Origin of the sequence: Nocardia sp. NPDC049526 (assembly GCF_044465765.1) — a bacterium.
Lineage (GTDB): Bacteria > Actinomycetota > Actinomycetes > Mycobacteriales > Mycobacteriaceae > Nocardia.
This window is the reverse complement of the sequence record NZ_JBITMA010000025.1, coordinates 5805-22289: the sequence shown is the minus strand read 5'-3', so window position 1 is coordinate 22289 and position 16485 is coordinate 5805. Positions and strand designations below refer to the sequence as shown.

Annotated in this window: 10 protein-coding genes; 3 read left to right on the top strand and 7 right to left on the bottom strand. The window is 66.6% G+C overall.

Annotated features, from left to right (window positions below; translation table 11 throughout):
- Positions 1-51: 51 nt before the first annotated feature.
- The 3 genes from ACIBW7_RS41110 to ACIBW7_RS41100 all read right to left on the bottom strand — a co-directional run bounded on the left by ACIBW7_RS41110 (position 52) and on the right by ACIBW7_RS41100 (position 9524).
- Entirely contained in the window at positions 52-7398 is a 7347-nt protein-coding gene (locus ACIBW7_RS41110; RefSeq protein ID WP_397056226.1) for an amino acid adenylation domain-containing protein, read from the bottom strand.
- A gap of 247 nt (positions 7399-7645) precedes the next feature.
- Entirely contained in the window at positions 7646-8629 is a 984-nt protein-coding gene (locus ACIBW7_RS41105) for a DNA-binding response regulator (RefSeq protein WP_397056224.1), read from the bottom strand.
- Between the two features lie 67 nt (positions 8630-8696).
- Positions 8697-9524, bottom strand: a complete 828-nt coding sequence (locus ACIBW7_RS41100; protein ID WP_397056222.1) for a M23 family metallopeptidase — start codon at positions 9522-9524, stop codon at positions 8697-8699.
- Positions 9525-9773: 249 nt separating this feature from the next.
- Here ACIBW7_RS41100 and ACIBW7_RS41095 point away from each other — a divergent pair, with 249 nt between their 5' ends.
- The 3 genes from ACIBW7_RS41095 (at position 9774) to ACIBW7_RS41085 (ending at position 11911) form a co-directional block, all read left to right on the top strand.
- A complete protein-coding gene (locus tag ACIBW7_RS41095) occupies positions 9774-10838 on the top strand; it encodes a nitronate monooxygenase (protein WP_397056220.1) in 1065 nt (354 codons plus the stop codon).
- A 60-nt stretch (positions 10839-10898) separates the two neighbouring features.
- Positions 10899-11291, top strand: coding sequence for an SCO5389 family protein (locus tag ACIBW7_RS41090; RefSeq protein ID WP_397056218.1), 393 nt, complete (start codon positions 10899-10901; stop codon positions 11289-11291).
- 71 nt (positions 11292-11362) lie between these two features.
- A complete protein-coding gene (locus tag ACIBW7_RS41085) occupies positions 11363-11911 on the top strand; it encodes an HD domain-containing protein (protein ID WP_357466961.1) in 549 nt (182 codons plus the stop codon).
- A 16-nt stretch (positions 11912-11927) separates the two neighbouring features.
- Here the strand turns inward: ACIBW7_RS41085 and ACIBW7_RS41080 are convergent, their stop codons facing one another.
- From ACIBW7_RS41080 to ACIBW7_RS41065, 4 genes are all read right to left on the bottom strand, one after another.
- Positions 11928-13565: a long-chain fatty acid--CoA ligase gene (locus ACIBW7_RS41080; protein WP_397056215.1), complete on the bottom strand. Its 1638-nt coding sequence runs from the start codon at positions 13563-13565 to the stop codon at positions 11928-11930.
- Between the two features lie 220 nt (positions 13566-13785).
- On the bottom strand, positions 13786-14844 hold the full coding sequence (locus ACIBW7_RS41075) for a cation diffusion facilitator family transporter (protein ID WP_397056211.1): 1059 nt from the start codon (positions 14842-14844) through the stop codon (positions 13786-13788).
- Positions 14841-15236, bottom strand: coding sequence for an ArsR/SmtB family transcription factor (locus ACIBW7_RS41070; protein ID WP_397056209.1), 396 nt, complete (start codon positions 15234-15236; stop codon positions 14841-14843). The genes ACIBW7_RS41075 and ACIBW7_RS41070 overlap by 4 nt, the downstream gene beginning before the upstream one ends.
- Positions 15237-15370: 134 nt before the next feature.
- Positions 15371-16198 (bottom strand): C40 family peptidase, encoded by an 828-nt coding sequence (locus ACIBW7_RS41065; RefSeq protein WP_397056207.1) that lies wholly within the window; start codon positions 16196-16198, stop codon positions 15371-15373.
- Between the last annotated feature and the right edge of the window lie 287 nt (positions 16199-16485).

The following is a 16485-nucleotide window of genomic DNA, read 5'->3' as shown; positions in this document are numbered from 1 at the left end:
CCTAGCGTTTGTCGTTACATCTCAACCTCCCCCCAATGCACCGTCATCTACTCAGCTCGACACCACCGGCAGCAGCTCATCCAACGGCACTATCTCGGCCGATTCGGGCACCACGACCTCAGCGGATGTGCCCTGCTCGAGCACCACCGCCCGCAGATCGGCCAGCTGGGCCGTATCGATAACGGCCAGCGCGGCCCGATCGGCGATCAGATGCGTCACCCACTCCTCGGCCAGCGAGGCCCCCAGGTCTTCGGCACCCCGCACCACGATCAGACCGGCACCGGTCGCACCGGCACTCACCACCTCGAGCAGCGTCGCCGCCGAATCGGACCTGCCGTGCTGGAAGGTGCGCGATTCGAAGGTCAGGTCGGTGCGGACACGCAGGCGATCGGCCGCGGTGGCCAGCTCGTCGTAGCTCATCCGCACCCCGGTCGCGGCAATGACGAGGGCCGGATCGGACCCGCTGAGCACCCCGGTCCGATTCGCGTGGTTGACCGGTCGCAGTGATTGCGCGGAGATTTCGGCGCTGGTCGCGGCATCGTCGAGGCGCAGCCATTCGATGCCGGCATCGATCGGACTCGCATCGGTGGTCAACCCGACCCGCACCGATAACTCATCCGGTATCGAAGACTCCTCCGCGGGCAGCAGTACCAGCGCCGCACCCGACTTGAGCACCGCCCACGCGGCCACCGCCCAGTCGGGACCGCGCTCCAGCCGGATCGCCACCCCCGTCCCCGGACCGCAACCACGCCCGATCAGCACCCTGGCCAGCTGAGACGACTTGGCATCGAGCTTCCGGTAGGGCATTTCCTCCTCGCCCCACACCAGTGCGGGCGCGTCCGGATCGTCCTCCACCGCGGCGGTCAGCAGGTGGGTCAGCTCGGTGCCGTCGGTGGCGGTCGTGGCATCGGTCGCGGTACGAACCAGATCCTGCTCGTCGACAATATCGATGCCGCCGATGCGCACGCCCGGATCAGCGACCACCGCGACCAGAATGCGCTCCAGCATGCGCCCGAGCCCACGCACCGTCGATTCCTCGAAAAGGTCTGTGGCGTAGGTGAATACCGCTACCAGCTCATCCGGCGTCCCATCCGCCTGCAGGCGCGGTTCGACGACCACCTGCAGATCGAACTTCGCGACGACATCGCCTGCTTCCAATGCCGCGACGGTGAGTCCCGGCAGCTCCAGACTCGGCTGCTCGAGATTCTGGAAGACGAGCATCACCTGGAACAACGGACGTCCGGGGGCGATCACCTCGACCACCCGCTCGAACGGCAGATCCGCATGCGCGAATGCGGCCAGATCCGTAGCGCGCGTCTGCTCGACCAATTCGTCGAATGCCATGCCGCGCTCGACCGATGTGCGCAGCGTCAGCGTATTGACGAACATGCCGACCAGCTCGTCCAACGCCCGCTGACCGCGCCCGGCGATCGGCGTGCCGATGGCGATATCCGAACCACCGGACAGCCGGGCCAGCAGGACGGCGAGCGCCGCGTGCACCACCATGAACACCGAGGATCGACGCTCACGCGCAATACGGATAAGACCCTCGTGTACCTCGGCAGGCACGGTCCAGCCGACCGACGCGCCGCGGCCCGAAGACGCCACCGGGCGTTGCCGATCCAGCGGCAACACCGGCGCGTTCGACAGTCCGGCGAGCTGCTCGCGCCAGTACGCCAATTGCCCTGCGGCCACCGAGTTTTCATCGTCATCTGTACCGATGACCTTGCGCTGCCAGAGTGCGAAGTCCGCGTACTGCACCGGAAGCGGCGACCAGCCGGGGGCCGCACCGCCCACGCGAGCGAGATACGCGGTCACCAGATCCCGAGCCAATGGGGCGAGCGATGCACCGTCGGCCGAAATGTGGTGCACCACAACAACGAGCACATAGTCGTCGCCGTCGGCCAGTAGTCGAGCCCGCACCGGAACCGCTTCGGTCACATCGAATCTGGCCGACACCAGCTCGACGACCCGACCGAGCACATCGGTGGTGGTCTCGACCTCGAGCCCATCGGGCAGCACCTCGGCGGCAGGCAGAATCTCCTGATACGCCTGCCCACCGGTACCTGCCGTGGGGAACCGGGTGCGCAGCGCCTCGTGCCGCACCAGCACGTCCTCGACGGCCATGCGCAACGCCGCGACATCGAGCTCACCGGTCAGCCGGATCGCGAACGGCAGGTTGTATGCCGGAGATTCCGGATCTATCCGATTGAGCACCCACATCCGTTGCTGGGCAAGGGAAAGCGGCACCAGCTCCGGGCGCTCGGTCCGGGTCAGCGGTACCCGCGCGGCGGCGGCACGGCCCGCACCGGGGACGATTCCGGCGGCGAGTGCGGCGACGGTCGAAGTCTCGAACAGATCGCGCACGGCGACATTCGTATCAAGCGCATCGTTGATTCGCGCGACGACCCGGGTGGCCAGCAGCGAGTTGCCGCCGAGTGCGAAATAGTCGTCATCGAGGCCGGCCCGCTCGATGCCGAGCACCTCGGCGAAGACGGCGGCGACGATCTCCTGCGCCGGAGTGATCGGAGCGCGAAATTCGCGTGCGGTGAAGGTCGGCGCGGGCAGTGCCTTGCGATCCAATTTGCCGCTGGTATTCAGCGGGAATGCATCCAGCACCACAATGGCGGCCGGAATCATATACGCCGGAAGCACTTCGGCCACCGCGGTCCGCAATTCCTGCGGCTCGGCCTGCTGCCCCGGCTGTGGCACCACATATCCGACCAGCTGATCACCCGACTGCGCAACCAGTGCCGCGGCTTGGCTGACCGAAGGCTGGGCGAGTAGCGCGGTCTCGATCTCGCCGAGTTCGATGCGCTGACCACGGAATTTCACCTGGAAGTCGCTGCGTCCCAGGTACTCCAGGCGGCGCGGTTCTGCACGCCACACGACGAGATCACCGGTGCGATACATCCGCGCCCCGGCGGTGAACGGGTCGGCGACGAAACGATCCGCCGTGAGATCCGGTCGGGTGACATACCCGCGCGCCAGCTGCGCCCCAGCCAGGTACAGCTCGCCGACCACCCCGGCGGGCACCGGCCGCAATCGCGAATCCAGCACGTAGACCTGTGAATTCCACTGTGGCAGGCCGATCGGCACGGTGGTCTGCTCGATTGCCGCCGCACGCCATGCGGTAATCGACACCGCCGCCTCGGTCGGTCCGTACAGGTTGTGCACAGCCGCATCCGACACCGCACGCAGCGCGGTCACGGTCTCCGGTGGCAATGCCTCGCCGATCACGAAGATATCGCGCAGTGTCGGGCAGGAGCCGGGCCTCAGATGTGCGGCGAATACCGTCAACATCGACGGCACGAAGTCGGTGACGGTAACCCGTTGCGTGGCAATCGTTTCCGCGAGATAGACCGGATCGCGATGCCCGTCGGGCGTGGCGACTACCAGCTTCGCACCCGCGCGCAACGGCATGAAATACCCCCACAGGGATACGTCGAATGTGGTTGCGGTCTTCTGCAGGTACACATCATCGGGACCGAGCGGGTAGTGCGCGAGCATCCACTCGATCTGGTTGTTGATGGCCGCGTGGGTGACCGCAACACCTTTCGGGCGACCGGTCGAACCCGAGGTGAAGATGACATAGGCGGGGTTGTCCGGCGAAAGCGGCCGCAGCAGTTCTGTCGGCAGCACCGGATCCCCCGAGAATGCCGACAGCTCAACGGTGTCCAGGTACACCACCGGCGTATCGTCCGATACAACAGCATCAGCCGTCGTGGTCAGCACACAGACAGGTGCGGCGGTATCGAGGATATGCGCGATCCGCTCCCTCGGATGATCCGGATCCAACGGCACATACGCACCACCGGCCGTCACGATCGCATACATGCCGACGACCAGGTCGATCGAACGCCGGACCGCCAGTCCCACCAGAGCTTCCGCACCCACGCCCCGCTGGATCAACAGCCGCGCGAGCCGGTTGACCCGCTCGTCGAATTCGCGATATGTCAGCGTCGCGAAGCGACTCGATGAGGGGTGGTGGTCGGGCGACGGGTGGGCCAGCGTCGCGAAGCGACTCGATGAGGGGTGGTGGTCGGGCGACGGGTGGGCGAGTTCGGCCCCCTCGCAGACCACCGCGACCGCATCCGGATGTGCGGCTACGGCACGGCGATATCCGTCGAGCAGCAGTTCCGGGGCCACCGGGTGCGCGGTGTCATTCCAGTCCCGCAGCATCCGCTGCCGCTCGGCGGGCGCGAGCAGCTCTAGCTCCCCGACCACCTGGTGCGGATCCGCGGCCACCGCCGCGAGCACTCGATTCAGGCGCTGCGCGAAACCGGCCACCGTCGCCTCGTCGAAAAGGTCGGTGGCATAGGTGAACGATGCCGCGAGACCGTTCGCCGCACCATGGTCCTCGCGCGGCACGACGGTCAGCTCGAGATCGAACTTCGCCTGCACGACACCCAGATCGATGCCGGAAACGGTGAGGCCGGGCAGCTCCAGTTCGGGCCGCTCCATGTTCTGGAAGGTCAGCATCACCTGGAACAGCGGATGCCGCGCCATCGAACGCACCGGATCGAGCAGCTCGACCAGTCGCTCGAACGGCACATCCGCATGTCCGAAGGCCGCCACATCGGCCCGCCGGAAGTTGCGCAGCAGATCGTCGAACGATAGTTCGGGGTCGACCTCGCCACGCAGCACCAGCGTATTGACGAACATTCCGATCACATTGTCGAGTGCGGCATCCCCACGACCGGCAACAGGGGTTCCGACGGCGATATCGGTGGTCCCGGCCAGCCGGGACAGCAGCACCGCGAGCGCCGCGTGCACCACCATGAACAGCGTCGAGTGATGTTCGCGGGCAATCCGTTCGAGCGCCGTATGCACCTCGGCATCGATCTCGAAGGCGAAGACGGCGCCGCGGCTGGACAGCACCGCCGGACGCGGCCGATCGGTGGGCAGCGCCATTTGCTCGGGCAGTCCGGCCAATTCGGTGCGCCAGAAGGCGATCTGCTGAGCCAGCAGCGATTCCGCGTCGTCTTCCGCGCCGAGCACCGCCCGCTGCCAGATCGCGTAATCGGCGTACTGCACCTCGAGCGGCTGCCACTGCGTGCCCGCACCAACCGACCGAATCGAATAGGCGGACATCAGATCCCGCGCCAGCGGCCCCATGGAGAAACCGTCGGCCGCGATGTGGTGCACCACGCACACCAGCACCTGCTCGGATTCACCGAGCCGCACCAGACGTAGTCGAATCGGCGGCGCGACGGCGACATCGAAGCCGCCGATCGCCGCGGCGATGACCAGCTCGGGCAACTCGGCCGCACTCGCGGACACGATCTCGAGCTCCGGCACCGCACGAGCATCATCGATCGGCAATACGACCTGGATGCCCTCGCCATCGATCTCCGGATACACCGTCCGCAGCACCTCGTGCCGCGCCACCAGATCGCGCGCCGCCGCACGCAGCGCCTCGACGTCGAGCGCCCCGGACAACCGCACCGCCAACGGAATGTTGTTGACGCCGCTGGTCGGATCGAAACGGTTCAGGAACCACATGCGCTGCTGCGCGTAGGAGAGCGGAATCCGATCTGTGCGCGGCTGTGCGGTCAAAGCATGTCCGGCCGCCGCGAGTACTGTCACCCGTTGAGCGAGTTCGGCGACTCCGGGGGCCTCGAATACCAACTGCACCGGCACCCGCGTGCCCAGCGCGGTACCGATGCGCGCGGAGGCCTGTGCGGCCAGCAGCGAGTTGCCGCCGAGTTCGAAGAAGTCGTCATCCACACCGACGTCCACACCGTCGGCGAGCAATAGCGCCGCGTACACCTCGGCGACGACCTGCTCTTCCCGCGTGGACGGCGCACGGAACTCCCGCGCCTCGAAAACCGGATCGGGCAGCGCGTCGCGATCCAGCTTTCCCACCGGTGTCAGCGGCAGTTCGTCGAGCACCAGGATGGCCGTGGGCACCATGTACTTGGGTAGCGAACGCTCCAGTGTCGCAACGAGTTCGGCGGTGTCCACGACGGCATCGGCGCATGGCAGCACGTACGAGACGAGCGCGGTCGCGCCCGAAGGCAATGTCTTGCCGAGCGTGGCCGCGAAATCCACATCCGGATGCGCGGTGAGCGCGTTATCGATCTCCCCGAGTTCGATACGCAGACCGCGGATCTTGACCTGGAAATCGGATCGACCCAGGTATTCCAGTACGCCGGTTTCGTTGCGCCGCACCAGATCTCCGGTCCGGTACAGCCGCGCACCGGGCACACCGGCTTCCGCACCGAACGGGCTGGCCAGGAACCTTTCCGCGGTCAGTCCGGGCCGTCCGAGATAGCCCTGCGCCAGCGCGGGTCCGCCCAGATACAACTCGCCGACAACGCCCGAAGGCACCGGCCGCAAGCGCGAATCGAGCACAAAGGCCCCGACCCCGGCGACGGTGCCGCCGAGGGTGACCGGTGCGCCGGGTTCCATCTGCCCGGTCGTGACCATGACCGTGACCTCGGTGGGGCCATAGGCATTGAAAACGGCCCGCCCGTCCCGCGTCCAGCGCTCGACGAGTTCGGCGCCGAGCCTGTCGCCACCGGCCACCACGGCCCGCAGTTCGTCCAGCCCGGCCGGATCGACCGATTCCAGCGCACCCGGGGTGATCAGCAGATGGGTAACCCGTTCGCGGCGCAGCAGATCCGCGAGTTCGACACCACCGAATACCGTCGGCGGCGCGATCACCAGCGTCGCCCCCGCCGAGAACGTGAAAAGCATCTCCATCAGCGAGAAGTCGAAGCTCGGCGAACTCAGGTGCGTCACCCGCGAATCGCCGGTCAGCGCATACCGCTGACCGATCGCGGCCAGCCCGGCCAACCCAGCGTGCGTCACGACGACGCCCTTCGGCCGCCCGGTGGAACCGGAGGTGTAGATGACATAAGCCGGATGCCGCTCGTCCAGCCGCCGTACCCGATCGGCATAAGAGACCGGCCGCTCCGGCTGCGCGGCGATCTGCGCGGCAACAACGGGATCATCGAGCTCGACCCAATCGACCGATGTGCCGAGCGCCGCGCGATGCGCCGCAGTGGTCAGGCCGAGCGCAGCGCCGGAGTCCGACACCATGTGCGCGATCCGCTCTGCGGGGTAGGCCGGATCCACCGGGACATAGGCCGCACCCGTCTTCGCGATCGCCCATACCGCGAGAACGGACTCGACCGATCGGGCCAGCGCGGTAGCGACAATGTCACCGGGGCCGATGCCGCGTGTTACGAGTTCCCAGGCCAGCCGCGAGGACGCCTCGTCGAATTCGCGATAGGTCAACTCGCGTTGGTCGGCCGGATCACCGGTCGGGTTGAAGCGCACCGCAACCGCATCGGCGGCGGATTCGACGGCAGCGGTCAGCAGTTGACCGAAGAGTGGGGTGCCGGCTCGGCGCCGGCGGTTGGTCCGAACAGATCGACTCGCCCTATCCATTCCCAACCATTCGCCTTTCACATCTAGCACACGGCAGGGTCGAACAACCGCACACGGAATTCCGCCGCCGCATTCGCTCCTGCGCAACGCAATCGGGTATTCGTATTGGCGAGAGCTAACTATCCGCGAATATGGAGTGCGTGGTGCTATCTCCGAATCCGTTGTGACACAAGCCCTCAAACATCCCGGGACACTGATCGTTCAGCATTCGTCCCATGTTGTCCACTCGAGCGTTCACTTGCTCGAGCTATAACCATCCTCGCCTGGTCGCCTGCACACCCGCCTGGAACCGGGTGCTCGCGCCGAGCCGCTCCAGCAGCCGCGCCGTGCGCCGGACCACGGTTCGACGGGACATGCCGAGCCGGCGAGCGATGGTGTCATCGGTCGCACCCAGGCCCATCAGGGTCAGAATCGCCTTATCCCGCTCGTCGAGTTCGTCGGCGGCCGGGTTCACCGAAATCGGCGCCGCGAGCGACCACAGCACATCGAAAGTCTTGACCAGCAACCGCAATCCGGACGATCCGGTAATGCGCAGACCCATCGGATCCGGGCGCCGCTCGTCCGCATGCAGGACCAGGCTCGCCCGCTCGTCATCGCTGATGATCAGCTTGAACGGCGGCTCGGGCAGGGTGCGCGCCTGGGCCCCACTGGCATTGGTGGACAGCGCGTGCCGCAACCTTTCCGCATCCTGGTAAATAGTGTCCTGATATAGCGTCTGGTAGCGGATACCGTCACCGATCCGAGAGCGCTTGAGCAGGAACAGTTGTCGCTCGCGTTCCGGATCGCTGAGATAAGGACCGCGCTCGATCACCTTGACCGTGTTGCGGGCCGAGGTCTGGACCTCCTCGAAATCCGCGAGCATCTCCAGGCGTTCGAAAACCGGCACGATCGCGCCATTGGTGCGCGGTGAGCGGCGCACAGATCGGAACGTCTCGCTCAGCCGCGCGGCCGCGGCATGCATCTGGTTGATCTCGTGCTGCCTGCGCCGCGCCTCGGCCTCGGACAGCGATTCGGGTGCGTGCGCATCCCAGATGGCCTCACCGTCGACGGACAGCTGACTGACCGCGGCCTGCAGGTGGGTCAATACCTCCAGCGATGCGGCGGCGGTCTCCTTTGATACGCCCAGATATTCGGCGACCTCACCCAGGCTGGATCGCGGATGATGCACCAGCACGGCGTAGGTCCGCCCATGCGGTGATCCAGGCTCGAAGATATCGCCCAGCGCAGTCATCGCCTGAGCCTAACGACCGTACGGTCCCCACGGGGCCCCCGTCGGAATATCAAGCCGGGCAACAAAATCAGTGCGCCGACGGGCCCCATTGCAGCGGGACACCCTTGGCTGCCAAGTACGGCATCGGGTCGACCTTGTTGCCGCCCTGATCCCAGATCTCCAGATGCAGATGCGGTCCGGTCGAATTGCCGCGGTTGCCGACGGTGGCGATGACATCGCCCGCGTTCACCCGCTGCCCCGCGTGCACGAACATCTCGTTGACGTGGCCGTAGACCGCAATGGTGCCGTCGTCCTGCTGGACCCGCACCCACAGGCCGAAGCCGGAGGCCGGGCCCGCCTCGATGACGGTGCCGCCGCTCACCGAGTGGATCGGCGCGCCGAGCTGATCGGCGAAGTCGAGGCCGTAGTGGAATTCGCCCCAGCGGGAACCGAATCCGGAGCTGATCTCACCGGCGACCGGGCGCACCGCGGGAGCCGGGGCGAACTGCTGCTGCGCGCCCTTGAGGATCTGTTCGACCTGGGCCAGCGGGCCCGCGATCTCCGGCGGCAGATTGCTGATGCCGAACGGATTGGCGACCGCGTCCGCGATCGGCGCGGCCACCGGAGTGGCTGCGTCCGCCTGCGCGGCTTCGGCTACCGGGGCCGCTGCCTTGATCTCTTCGACAGGTAATTCCGCCGTGCCCTTGAAGGTCATGGGCGCGGCGGCTTCCTCGTCCCCGTCGTGCGCACCCGGCATGAGCGGGGCGGCAATGGCAGGCGCGACCTGGGCTGCGGTGCCGATGAGGGCGCCGGCTGCGACAGCGGCACCGGCCGCGACCTTCACCCGGTCGGTGGTCGACGGCTCGGCGCGATGCCGCGTCGGCCGACCCGCAATGCCGTCGCCGATGAGGCTCATGACGGTTATAGAACTGGGGCCTACCCGATGCTGCGACAAAGCTGGTCCTTGCGCTCGACCTACAGTGACTCAACGGCTTCCGAAGTTTGTAACGTTTCGGCATACGTTGTGACGGGAACTCTACCCCGTCGTGACCATTCTGCAACCTTCTCGGCCAAAGTCCCTGTTTAGGGCCTGGTCAGAGATGCGGGTCGGCATCACGAAGCTGACACTTTCGAGCGACCCGCAAGCAGTCGCCGGCGGCGACCGATGCGGCAGACTGAGACCGTGATCCTCAACGAGTTGAGCGTTCCGATCGTGCTTGCGCCGATGGCGGGCGGGCCGTCCACGCCCGAATTGACGGCGGCGGTCTCCGCGGCAGGCGGGCTCGGCCTGCTGGCCGCCGGATATCTGACCGCGACCGATACCGCAGCACGACTCGCGGCCACCCGCGAGCTGACCACCGCGCCGTTCGGCGTCAACCTCTTCACCCCGGGCCCCGCCGCCGCGCCCGAGGATTTCGCCGACTACCTCGCCGAGTTGGGGCGCACCCATGAGGTCGGCGTGCCGAAGTACGACACAGACGAATGGGACGCCAAGCTCGCGCTGCTCATCGATGCGCCGGTCGCGGTGGTCACCTTCACCTTCGGCTGCCCGAGCGCCGCCGAGGTCGCTCGATTGCACGAGGCCGGTTCGGAAGTATGGGTGACGGTCACCTCGGCCGCCGAGGGCCGCATCGCGGTCGAGGCGGGCGCCGATGTGCTGATCGCCCAGGGCGCGGAGGCGGGTGGGCACCGCGCCACCTTCATCGATCGCGTCGCGGATGACGCCACCGATCCACTCACCTTGCTTGCGCTGCTGCAGATCCTCAACGCGACCGTCGACCGGCCGATCGTGGCCACCGGCGGCATCACCACGGGGGCCGGCATCGCGGCAGCACTCGCGGCCGGCGCGGCGGCGGTGCAACTCGGGACCGTCTTCCTGCGCTCGCCGGAGGCGGGCACCAATCCGGTGCATCGCGCCGCGCTGGGCGCCGACACCCCGACCATGCTGACCCGCGCCTTCACCGGCCGCCGGGCACGCGGCCTGCGCAATCGGTTCATGGACGAACATTCCGCGACAGCACCGGTCGCCTATCCGGAAATCCATTACGCCACAGTGCCGTTGCGGGCCGCCGCACGAGCGGCGGGCAATCCGGACGATGTGAACATGTGGGCTGGCCAGACCCACACGCTGACACCCGAGCTACCGGCCGGTGAACTGGTCCGCACCTTGGCCGCGGATGCGAAAACCGCGCTGACCACAGCACTTTCGGGGCGAATCCAGTCTTGTTGACAACAGTTTCCGTTTAGAATCGAGGGGCATCGCAACAGCCATCCAGGTCAGGAGAGCGCTATGTCCCTCGATGTTCCCACCGCCCTACTCGAACGCGCCGAACGCGGCGAGGTCGACGACGCCGACTTCGTCGAGGTCGTGCGGGTCTCACTCCCATATGCCTGGGAGGTCGTCAGCCGGGTGGCCGGTGAGCTGCATTCCGGCACAACCGAATTCGCCGACAATGTCGTTGCGCCGCCCGATGAGGTGGCCCGTGGACAACTGCTGCGCGCCATGGCCTCCGACGCCATCCGCGGCGGCCTGGAACGCCATTTCAAGGTGAAGCTCGCTTTCCAGAACTGCCACCGGGTAGCCGCCTTCCCGATCGCCGCCGTCGGCGGCGACACCTACACCACCTTCATCGGGACTCGCGCCCAACTGCTGAACCAGAGCCCCGAACTGCGCAACTGCTGATCGGCATCGCAAAACCCCGGCGCGGCACGGATTTTCCGGCCGCGCCGGGGTCGCGCGTAATGTGAGCAGGCATGAGCGGCAACGATCTTCGCGACGAGATCGATCGGCGGCTGCATCCCTGGCTGCCGCAACTCGGCTCGGATCGCGGTGCCTACACCAACCATGTGCTGCGCGTGCTGGAGCTGTGCGATCTGCTCGACAGTGGCTCGGGCAGCTTGCCGAGCACCCGCGAGGAGTTCCGCACCGCCGCGGCCTTTCACGATCTGGGGATCTGGACCGCAGGCACCTTCGACTACCTGGCGCCCTCCGCCGACCTCGCACTGCAATGGCTCGACCAGATCGACCGCGCGGACTTGGCCGACCTGGTCGTCGCGATGATCGACGAGCACCACAAGATCCGCTCCGCGGGTCCGGTCACCGACCCGATCGAGATCTTCCGCCGAGCCGATGCGATCGATGTCGAATACGGCCTGCTCGGACGCTTCGGGATACCGCGCTCCACCTACCGCGAACTGACAAAGCGGTACCCCGACAAAGGCTTCCACCGTCGTTTGGTCCAACTGGCCGCAAAGCGAATCCGGACGCACCCCACGTCACCACTGCCGATGCTGAAGTGGTGACGCGGGGTTTGTCGTTCTAGGACAGCGTGGTGACCGTGAGGTCGCCGTCGGCGTACTGGGCGCGCAGACGCTTCTTGTCGAATTTGCCGACGCTGGTCTTGGGGACCTCCGCGATGAAGGTCCACCGTTCGGGCAGTTGCCATTTGGCGAACTTGTCGGCGAGGAAGTCGCGCAGTTCCTCCGGCTTTGCCTCGGTGCCCTCGGCGAGCACGATCGCGACCAGCGGACGCTCGTCCCACTTCTCGTCCGGCACACCGATGACCGCGGCCTCGGCGACGGCCGGGTGGCCCATGATCGCATTCTCCAGATCGACCGAGGAGATCCACTCGCCGCCGGACTTGATGACGTCCTTGGAGCGGTCGACCAGGGTGAGGTAGCCGTCCGGGCTGATCTTGCCGACATCGCCGGTACGCAGCCAGCCATCGTCGAACTTGTCGGGGTCGATCACCGCGCCGTCCGGGGCATAGTACGACCCGGTGATCCAGGGACCGCGAACTTCCAACTCGCCCAGCGACTCTCCGTCATTGGGGACCACACTGCCGTTATCGCCGACCAGGCGGGCCTGCACACTTGCCGGAAAACGGCCCTGGGTGAAGCGGTACTCCCATTCGTCCTCACCCTCTACCCCGGCGGGCGGATGCGCGACGCTGCCGAGCGGGGAGGTCTCGGTCATACCCCAGGCGTGCAGGATACGGACGCCGTGCTTTTCCTGAAAGGCGCGCATCATCGACGGCGGCACCGCCGAACCGCCGACGACCACCGAACGCAGATGCGAGATGTCCTGCGGCTTCGCGGCCAGTCCGGCGAGTACGCCACCCCAGATGGTCGGGACGGCCGCGGCGAAGGTCGGCTTCTCGGTGGCCATCATCTCCAGCAGCGGACCGGGCTGCAGAAAGCGGTCGGGCATGAGGACATTCGCGCCCGACATCAGCGCCGCATACGGCAGGCCCCAGGCATTGGCATGGAACAGCGGGACGATGGCGAGCACATAGTCGCGGTTGGAGAAGCCCATGCTGGTCGGCTGGCACACCTGCATGGCGTGCAACCAGTTGGAGCGGTGCGAATACACCACACCCTTGGGGTCACCGGTGGTGCCGGAGGTGTAACACATTGCGGCGGCGGATCGTTCGTCGATCACCGGGAAGTCGAAGGTATCCGGCTGCGCGGCGAGCAGTTCGGCGTAGGAGTGCACCTGGACACCCTCGGGAGCCTGCAGCGCGGCGGCATCGCCATTGGCCACGATGACGTGACGGACGGTCTTCAGATTGGGCAGGTACTGGGCGAACATCGGCACCAGCGTGCCGTCGACGATCACCACCTGGTCCTCGGCGTGATCGGCCACGAAGACGAGTTGTTCCGGGAAGAGCCGGATATTGAGCGCGTGCAGCACCGCACCCATCGCGGGTACCGCGATGTAGGCGACCATATGCTCGTTGTTGTTCCACATGAAGGTGCCGACCCGATCGCCGTCACCAATTCCCAAGCCGCGCAAGGCATTTGCCAGGCGTGCCGATTCAGTGCCGAGCTCACGGTAGGTCATGGTGCGTACGCCGGTGCCGGTCCAGGTCGAGACGGTGGAATCGCCCATGAACGTCGATGCGTAGCGCAGCAACGTCGCCAGCGACAACGGCTCGTCCTGCATGGTGCTCAACATCGGTACTCCTTTTTCTACGGTGGCTACGGCAGCCTGCCGACCATGAGCCACATCACACCGGGATGCTACCCAAGAGTAGGACGCACAGAAGCCTCCATAGCCAATCCCATCAGCAGGCAGGTGCCATCAGTTCACCCAGCTGGGCCGCGGTTTCGCGAGGCGAGTCGAATGGCGGTCCCCAGGTGGCCGAGAACCGCCATCCGACTACGCTCGAAGCCCGTCAGACCGCGGAGTGAGCGGGGTAGGCGTGGACGAGGGCGGTGTCGAGTTTGGGCACGGCGTGAGTGAGGGTGTGCTCGGCGCCGTGGGCCAGGCGGTGTGCGTCGGCCAGGGTGATACTCGGGGCGACATCCAGTTCGACATCCGCGTGCAGACGGTGGCCGATCCAGCGCATTCGAAGACTGCGCACGCCGAGCACACCGGGTTCGGCGACCAGCGCCTGTTCGGCGGCGCTCACCAGGGTGGGCTCGACGCCATCCATCAAGCGGCGGAACACATCTCGCGCGGCCGTGCGCAGTACGGCCAGGATCGCGATCGTAATCAGCAATCCGACAATGGGATCGGCGAGCGGGAACCCGAGCGCGACACCGCCCGCACCGATCAGCACCGCCAATGAGGTGAATCCGTCCGTCCGCGCATGCAATCCGTCGGCCACCAGTGCCGCCGAGCCGATCCGCCGCCCGACCCTGATCCGATACAGCGCGACGGTCTCGTTGCCGACAAACCCGATGACCCCCGCTGCCGCAACCCAGCTCAGATGCTGGATCTGCACCGGATCGATCAGCCTGCGCACCGCCTCGTACCCGGCGATGATCGCGGACAACGCGATCATCCCGACCACGAACAACCCGGCCAGATCCTCCGCCCGCCCGAACCCATAGGTATAGCGCCGCGTCGCCGCCCGCCGACCGAGCGCGAATGCGATCCACAGCGGCACCGCGGTCAGCGCATCGGAGAAGTTGTGAATGGTGTCCGCCGCCAACGCGACCGAACCGGAAGCCAGCACGATCAATACCTGGAGCACGGCGGTCAGCCCGAGCACCGCCAGGCTGATCTTCACCGCGCGGATCCCGACGGCGCTGGACTCCAGCGCACCGTCGATGCTGTCGGCGGCGTCATGACTGTGCGGGATGAAGATCTCGCGCAGCGCACCGCGCAATCCCCGCGGATGGTCGTGGTCATGGTGCGCACCGTGCGAGTGGCCATGTCCGTGATCGTGGTCGTGGTCGTGGTCGTGCGAAATACTGTGCCGGCGTTCAGGATTGCTCTCGTGACTCATTCCGCCACCGCCTGATCGCGAGCAGGCAGTTCGCGTACGGAACCTTCGCCGCGGTGATGCGGAGGTACGCCGGGGCTCGCATGTTCGGCGTTGTACACCGCATCCACGACCAACTGGCGGACGTGTTCGTTCTCCAGGCTGTAGAAGATGGTGGTTCCGGAACGGCGGGTCCGAACCAGACGAGCCATGCGCAGCTTGGCCAGGTGTTGCGATACCGAGGGGCCGGGTTTGCCGATCTGACCGGCCAGATCATTCACCGAGAGCTCCCGGTCGACCAGCGCCCACAGGATCTGTACGCGGGTCGAGTCGGCCAGCATACGGAAGACCTCGACGACCAGCCCGACTTGGTCCTCCGCAATCTGCAGCCGCAGCGGCTCACTATCTGCATTCATACGCAGATAATAGAACTATGGTGCGTCAGATGGAACGGCCCCCTTCGGACCGGCCCGACGGCGACACCTTGCACGGCCGCCGACAGACCGGTCCGCTCCAGCTCATCGGTTCAGTCGGTGTGACTCGTCGGCCGTCAGTACCGACGGGCGCCCGCGTAGGGCATCGAGGACATCGGCGACATGATCACGCCGGTCCCGTAGGTCGAAGCGTGGATGACCTCGCCGTCACCGGCATAGAGGGCCGAGTGGCCGCCGTCGTAGAAGGACACCACGTCACCGGGCTCGAGCTCGTCCTTGGCGACCGGGGTGCCCGCGGAAAGCTGCTCATAGCTGGTGCGCGGCACCTTCACGCCTGCCTGCTTATACGACCACTGCACCAGCCCGGAGCAGTCGAAGGCGTCCGGCCCCGTCGCGCCCATGCTGTATCCGGTGCCGACCTTGCCGCGTGCCGCGTCGACCGCGATCGCACCGTGTGTGCGTTCCGGCGCCACCGCGGGCGCGGGTGGCGAGATGGGCGGCTTGATGCCGAGAACACCGCTGAGGTAAGCGATTGCGCCACGGAACATGTCTGCGGGCACCGTAATCCCGGTTCCCGGAATCGTCTCGAGCGCCGGAGGCTCGGCACCAGGGGCTCCGGCGGGCGCCGATCGCCCGGCCTCTGGAGCCGAACGTTCGCCCCACGGAATCAGCAACGGCAGTGTGCGCCCCGCCTGCGGCGCGGACCGTTCCACGCCGGGTATCGCGAGCGGAGCCGACCGCTCCAACCCGAGCACCCCGACGGGTATCGAGATTTGTGCACCCGGAATCGCCAGCGAAATCGAAAGTTCCTTCCCGCGGACCTCGACCGGCGCGATCTCGGGGATAGCGACCGGATGCTCGACCGCGGGAATCAGCGGGAGTTCCGAACGCTCGATACCCAGAGCCCGCAGGGGCACCGCGAGCGCGGAACCCGGAGCAGTCAACGGCGCCGAAAGTTCCTTGCCCTCCACCGCGACAGGCGCAGCACCCGAAGAAGCAACGTAATTCTCAACCGCAGGAATCAACGGAAGCGCCGAACGCTCAATCCCCAGAGCCCGCAAGGACACCGCAAGCGCGGAACCCCGAGCAGTCAACGGCGCCGAAAGCTCCTTGCCCTCCACCGCGACAGGCGCAACACCCGAAGAAGCAACGTAATTCTCAACCGCAGGAATCAACGGAAGCGCCGAACGCTCAATCCCCAGAGCCCGCAAGGACACCGCAAGCGCGGAAC

What these genes read in the sequence shown, in the direction of transcription:
- ACIBW7_RS41070 (WP_397056209.1), bottom strand. Translation starts at nt 15,236, where the DNA reads ATGAATGCAGATAGTGAGCCGCTGCGGCTGCAGATTGCGGAGGACCAA.
- ACIBW7_RS41095 (WP_397056220.1), top strand. Translation starts at nt 9,774, where the DNA reads ATGCGGCAGACTGAGACCGTGATCCTCAACGAGTTGAGCGTTCCGATC.
- ACIBW7_RS41085 (WP_357466961.1), top strand. Translation starts at nt 11,363, where the DNA reads ATGAGCGGCAACGATCTTCGCGACGAGATCGATCGGCGGCTGCATCCC.
- ACIBW7_RS41100 (WP_397056222.1), bottom strand. Translation starts at nt 9,524, where the DNA reads ATGAGCCTCATCGGCGACGGCATTGCGGGTCGGCCGACGCGGCATCGC.
- ACIBW7_RS41080 (WP_397056215.1), bottom strand. Translation starts at nt 13,565, where the DNA reads ATGTTGAGCACCATGCAGGACGAGCCGTTGTCGCTGGCGACGTTGCTG.
- ACIBW7_RS41105 (WP_397056224.1), bottom strand. Translation starts at nt 8,629, where the DNA reads ATGACTGCGCTGGGCGATATCTTCGAGCCTGGATCACCGCATGGGCGG.
- ACIBW7_RS41075 (WP_397056211.1), bottom strand. Translation starts at nt 14,844, where the DNA reads ATGAGTCACGAGAGCAATCCTGAACGCCGGCACAGTATTTCGCACGAC.
- ACIBW7_RS41090 (WP_397056218.1), top strand. Translation starts at nt 10,899, where the DNA reads ATGTCCCTCGATGTTCCCACCGCCCTACTCGAACGCGCCGAACGCGGC.
- ACIBW7_RS41110 (WP_397056226.1), bottom strand. Translation starts at nt 7,398, where the DNA reads ATGGATAGGGCGAGTCGATCTGTTCGGACCAACCGCCGGCGCCGAGCC.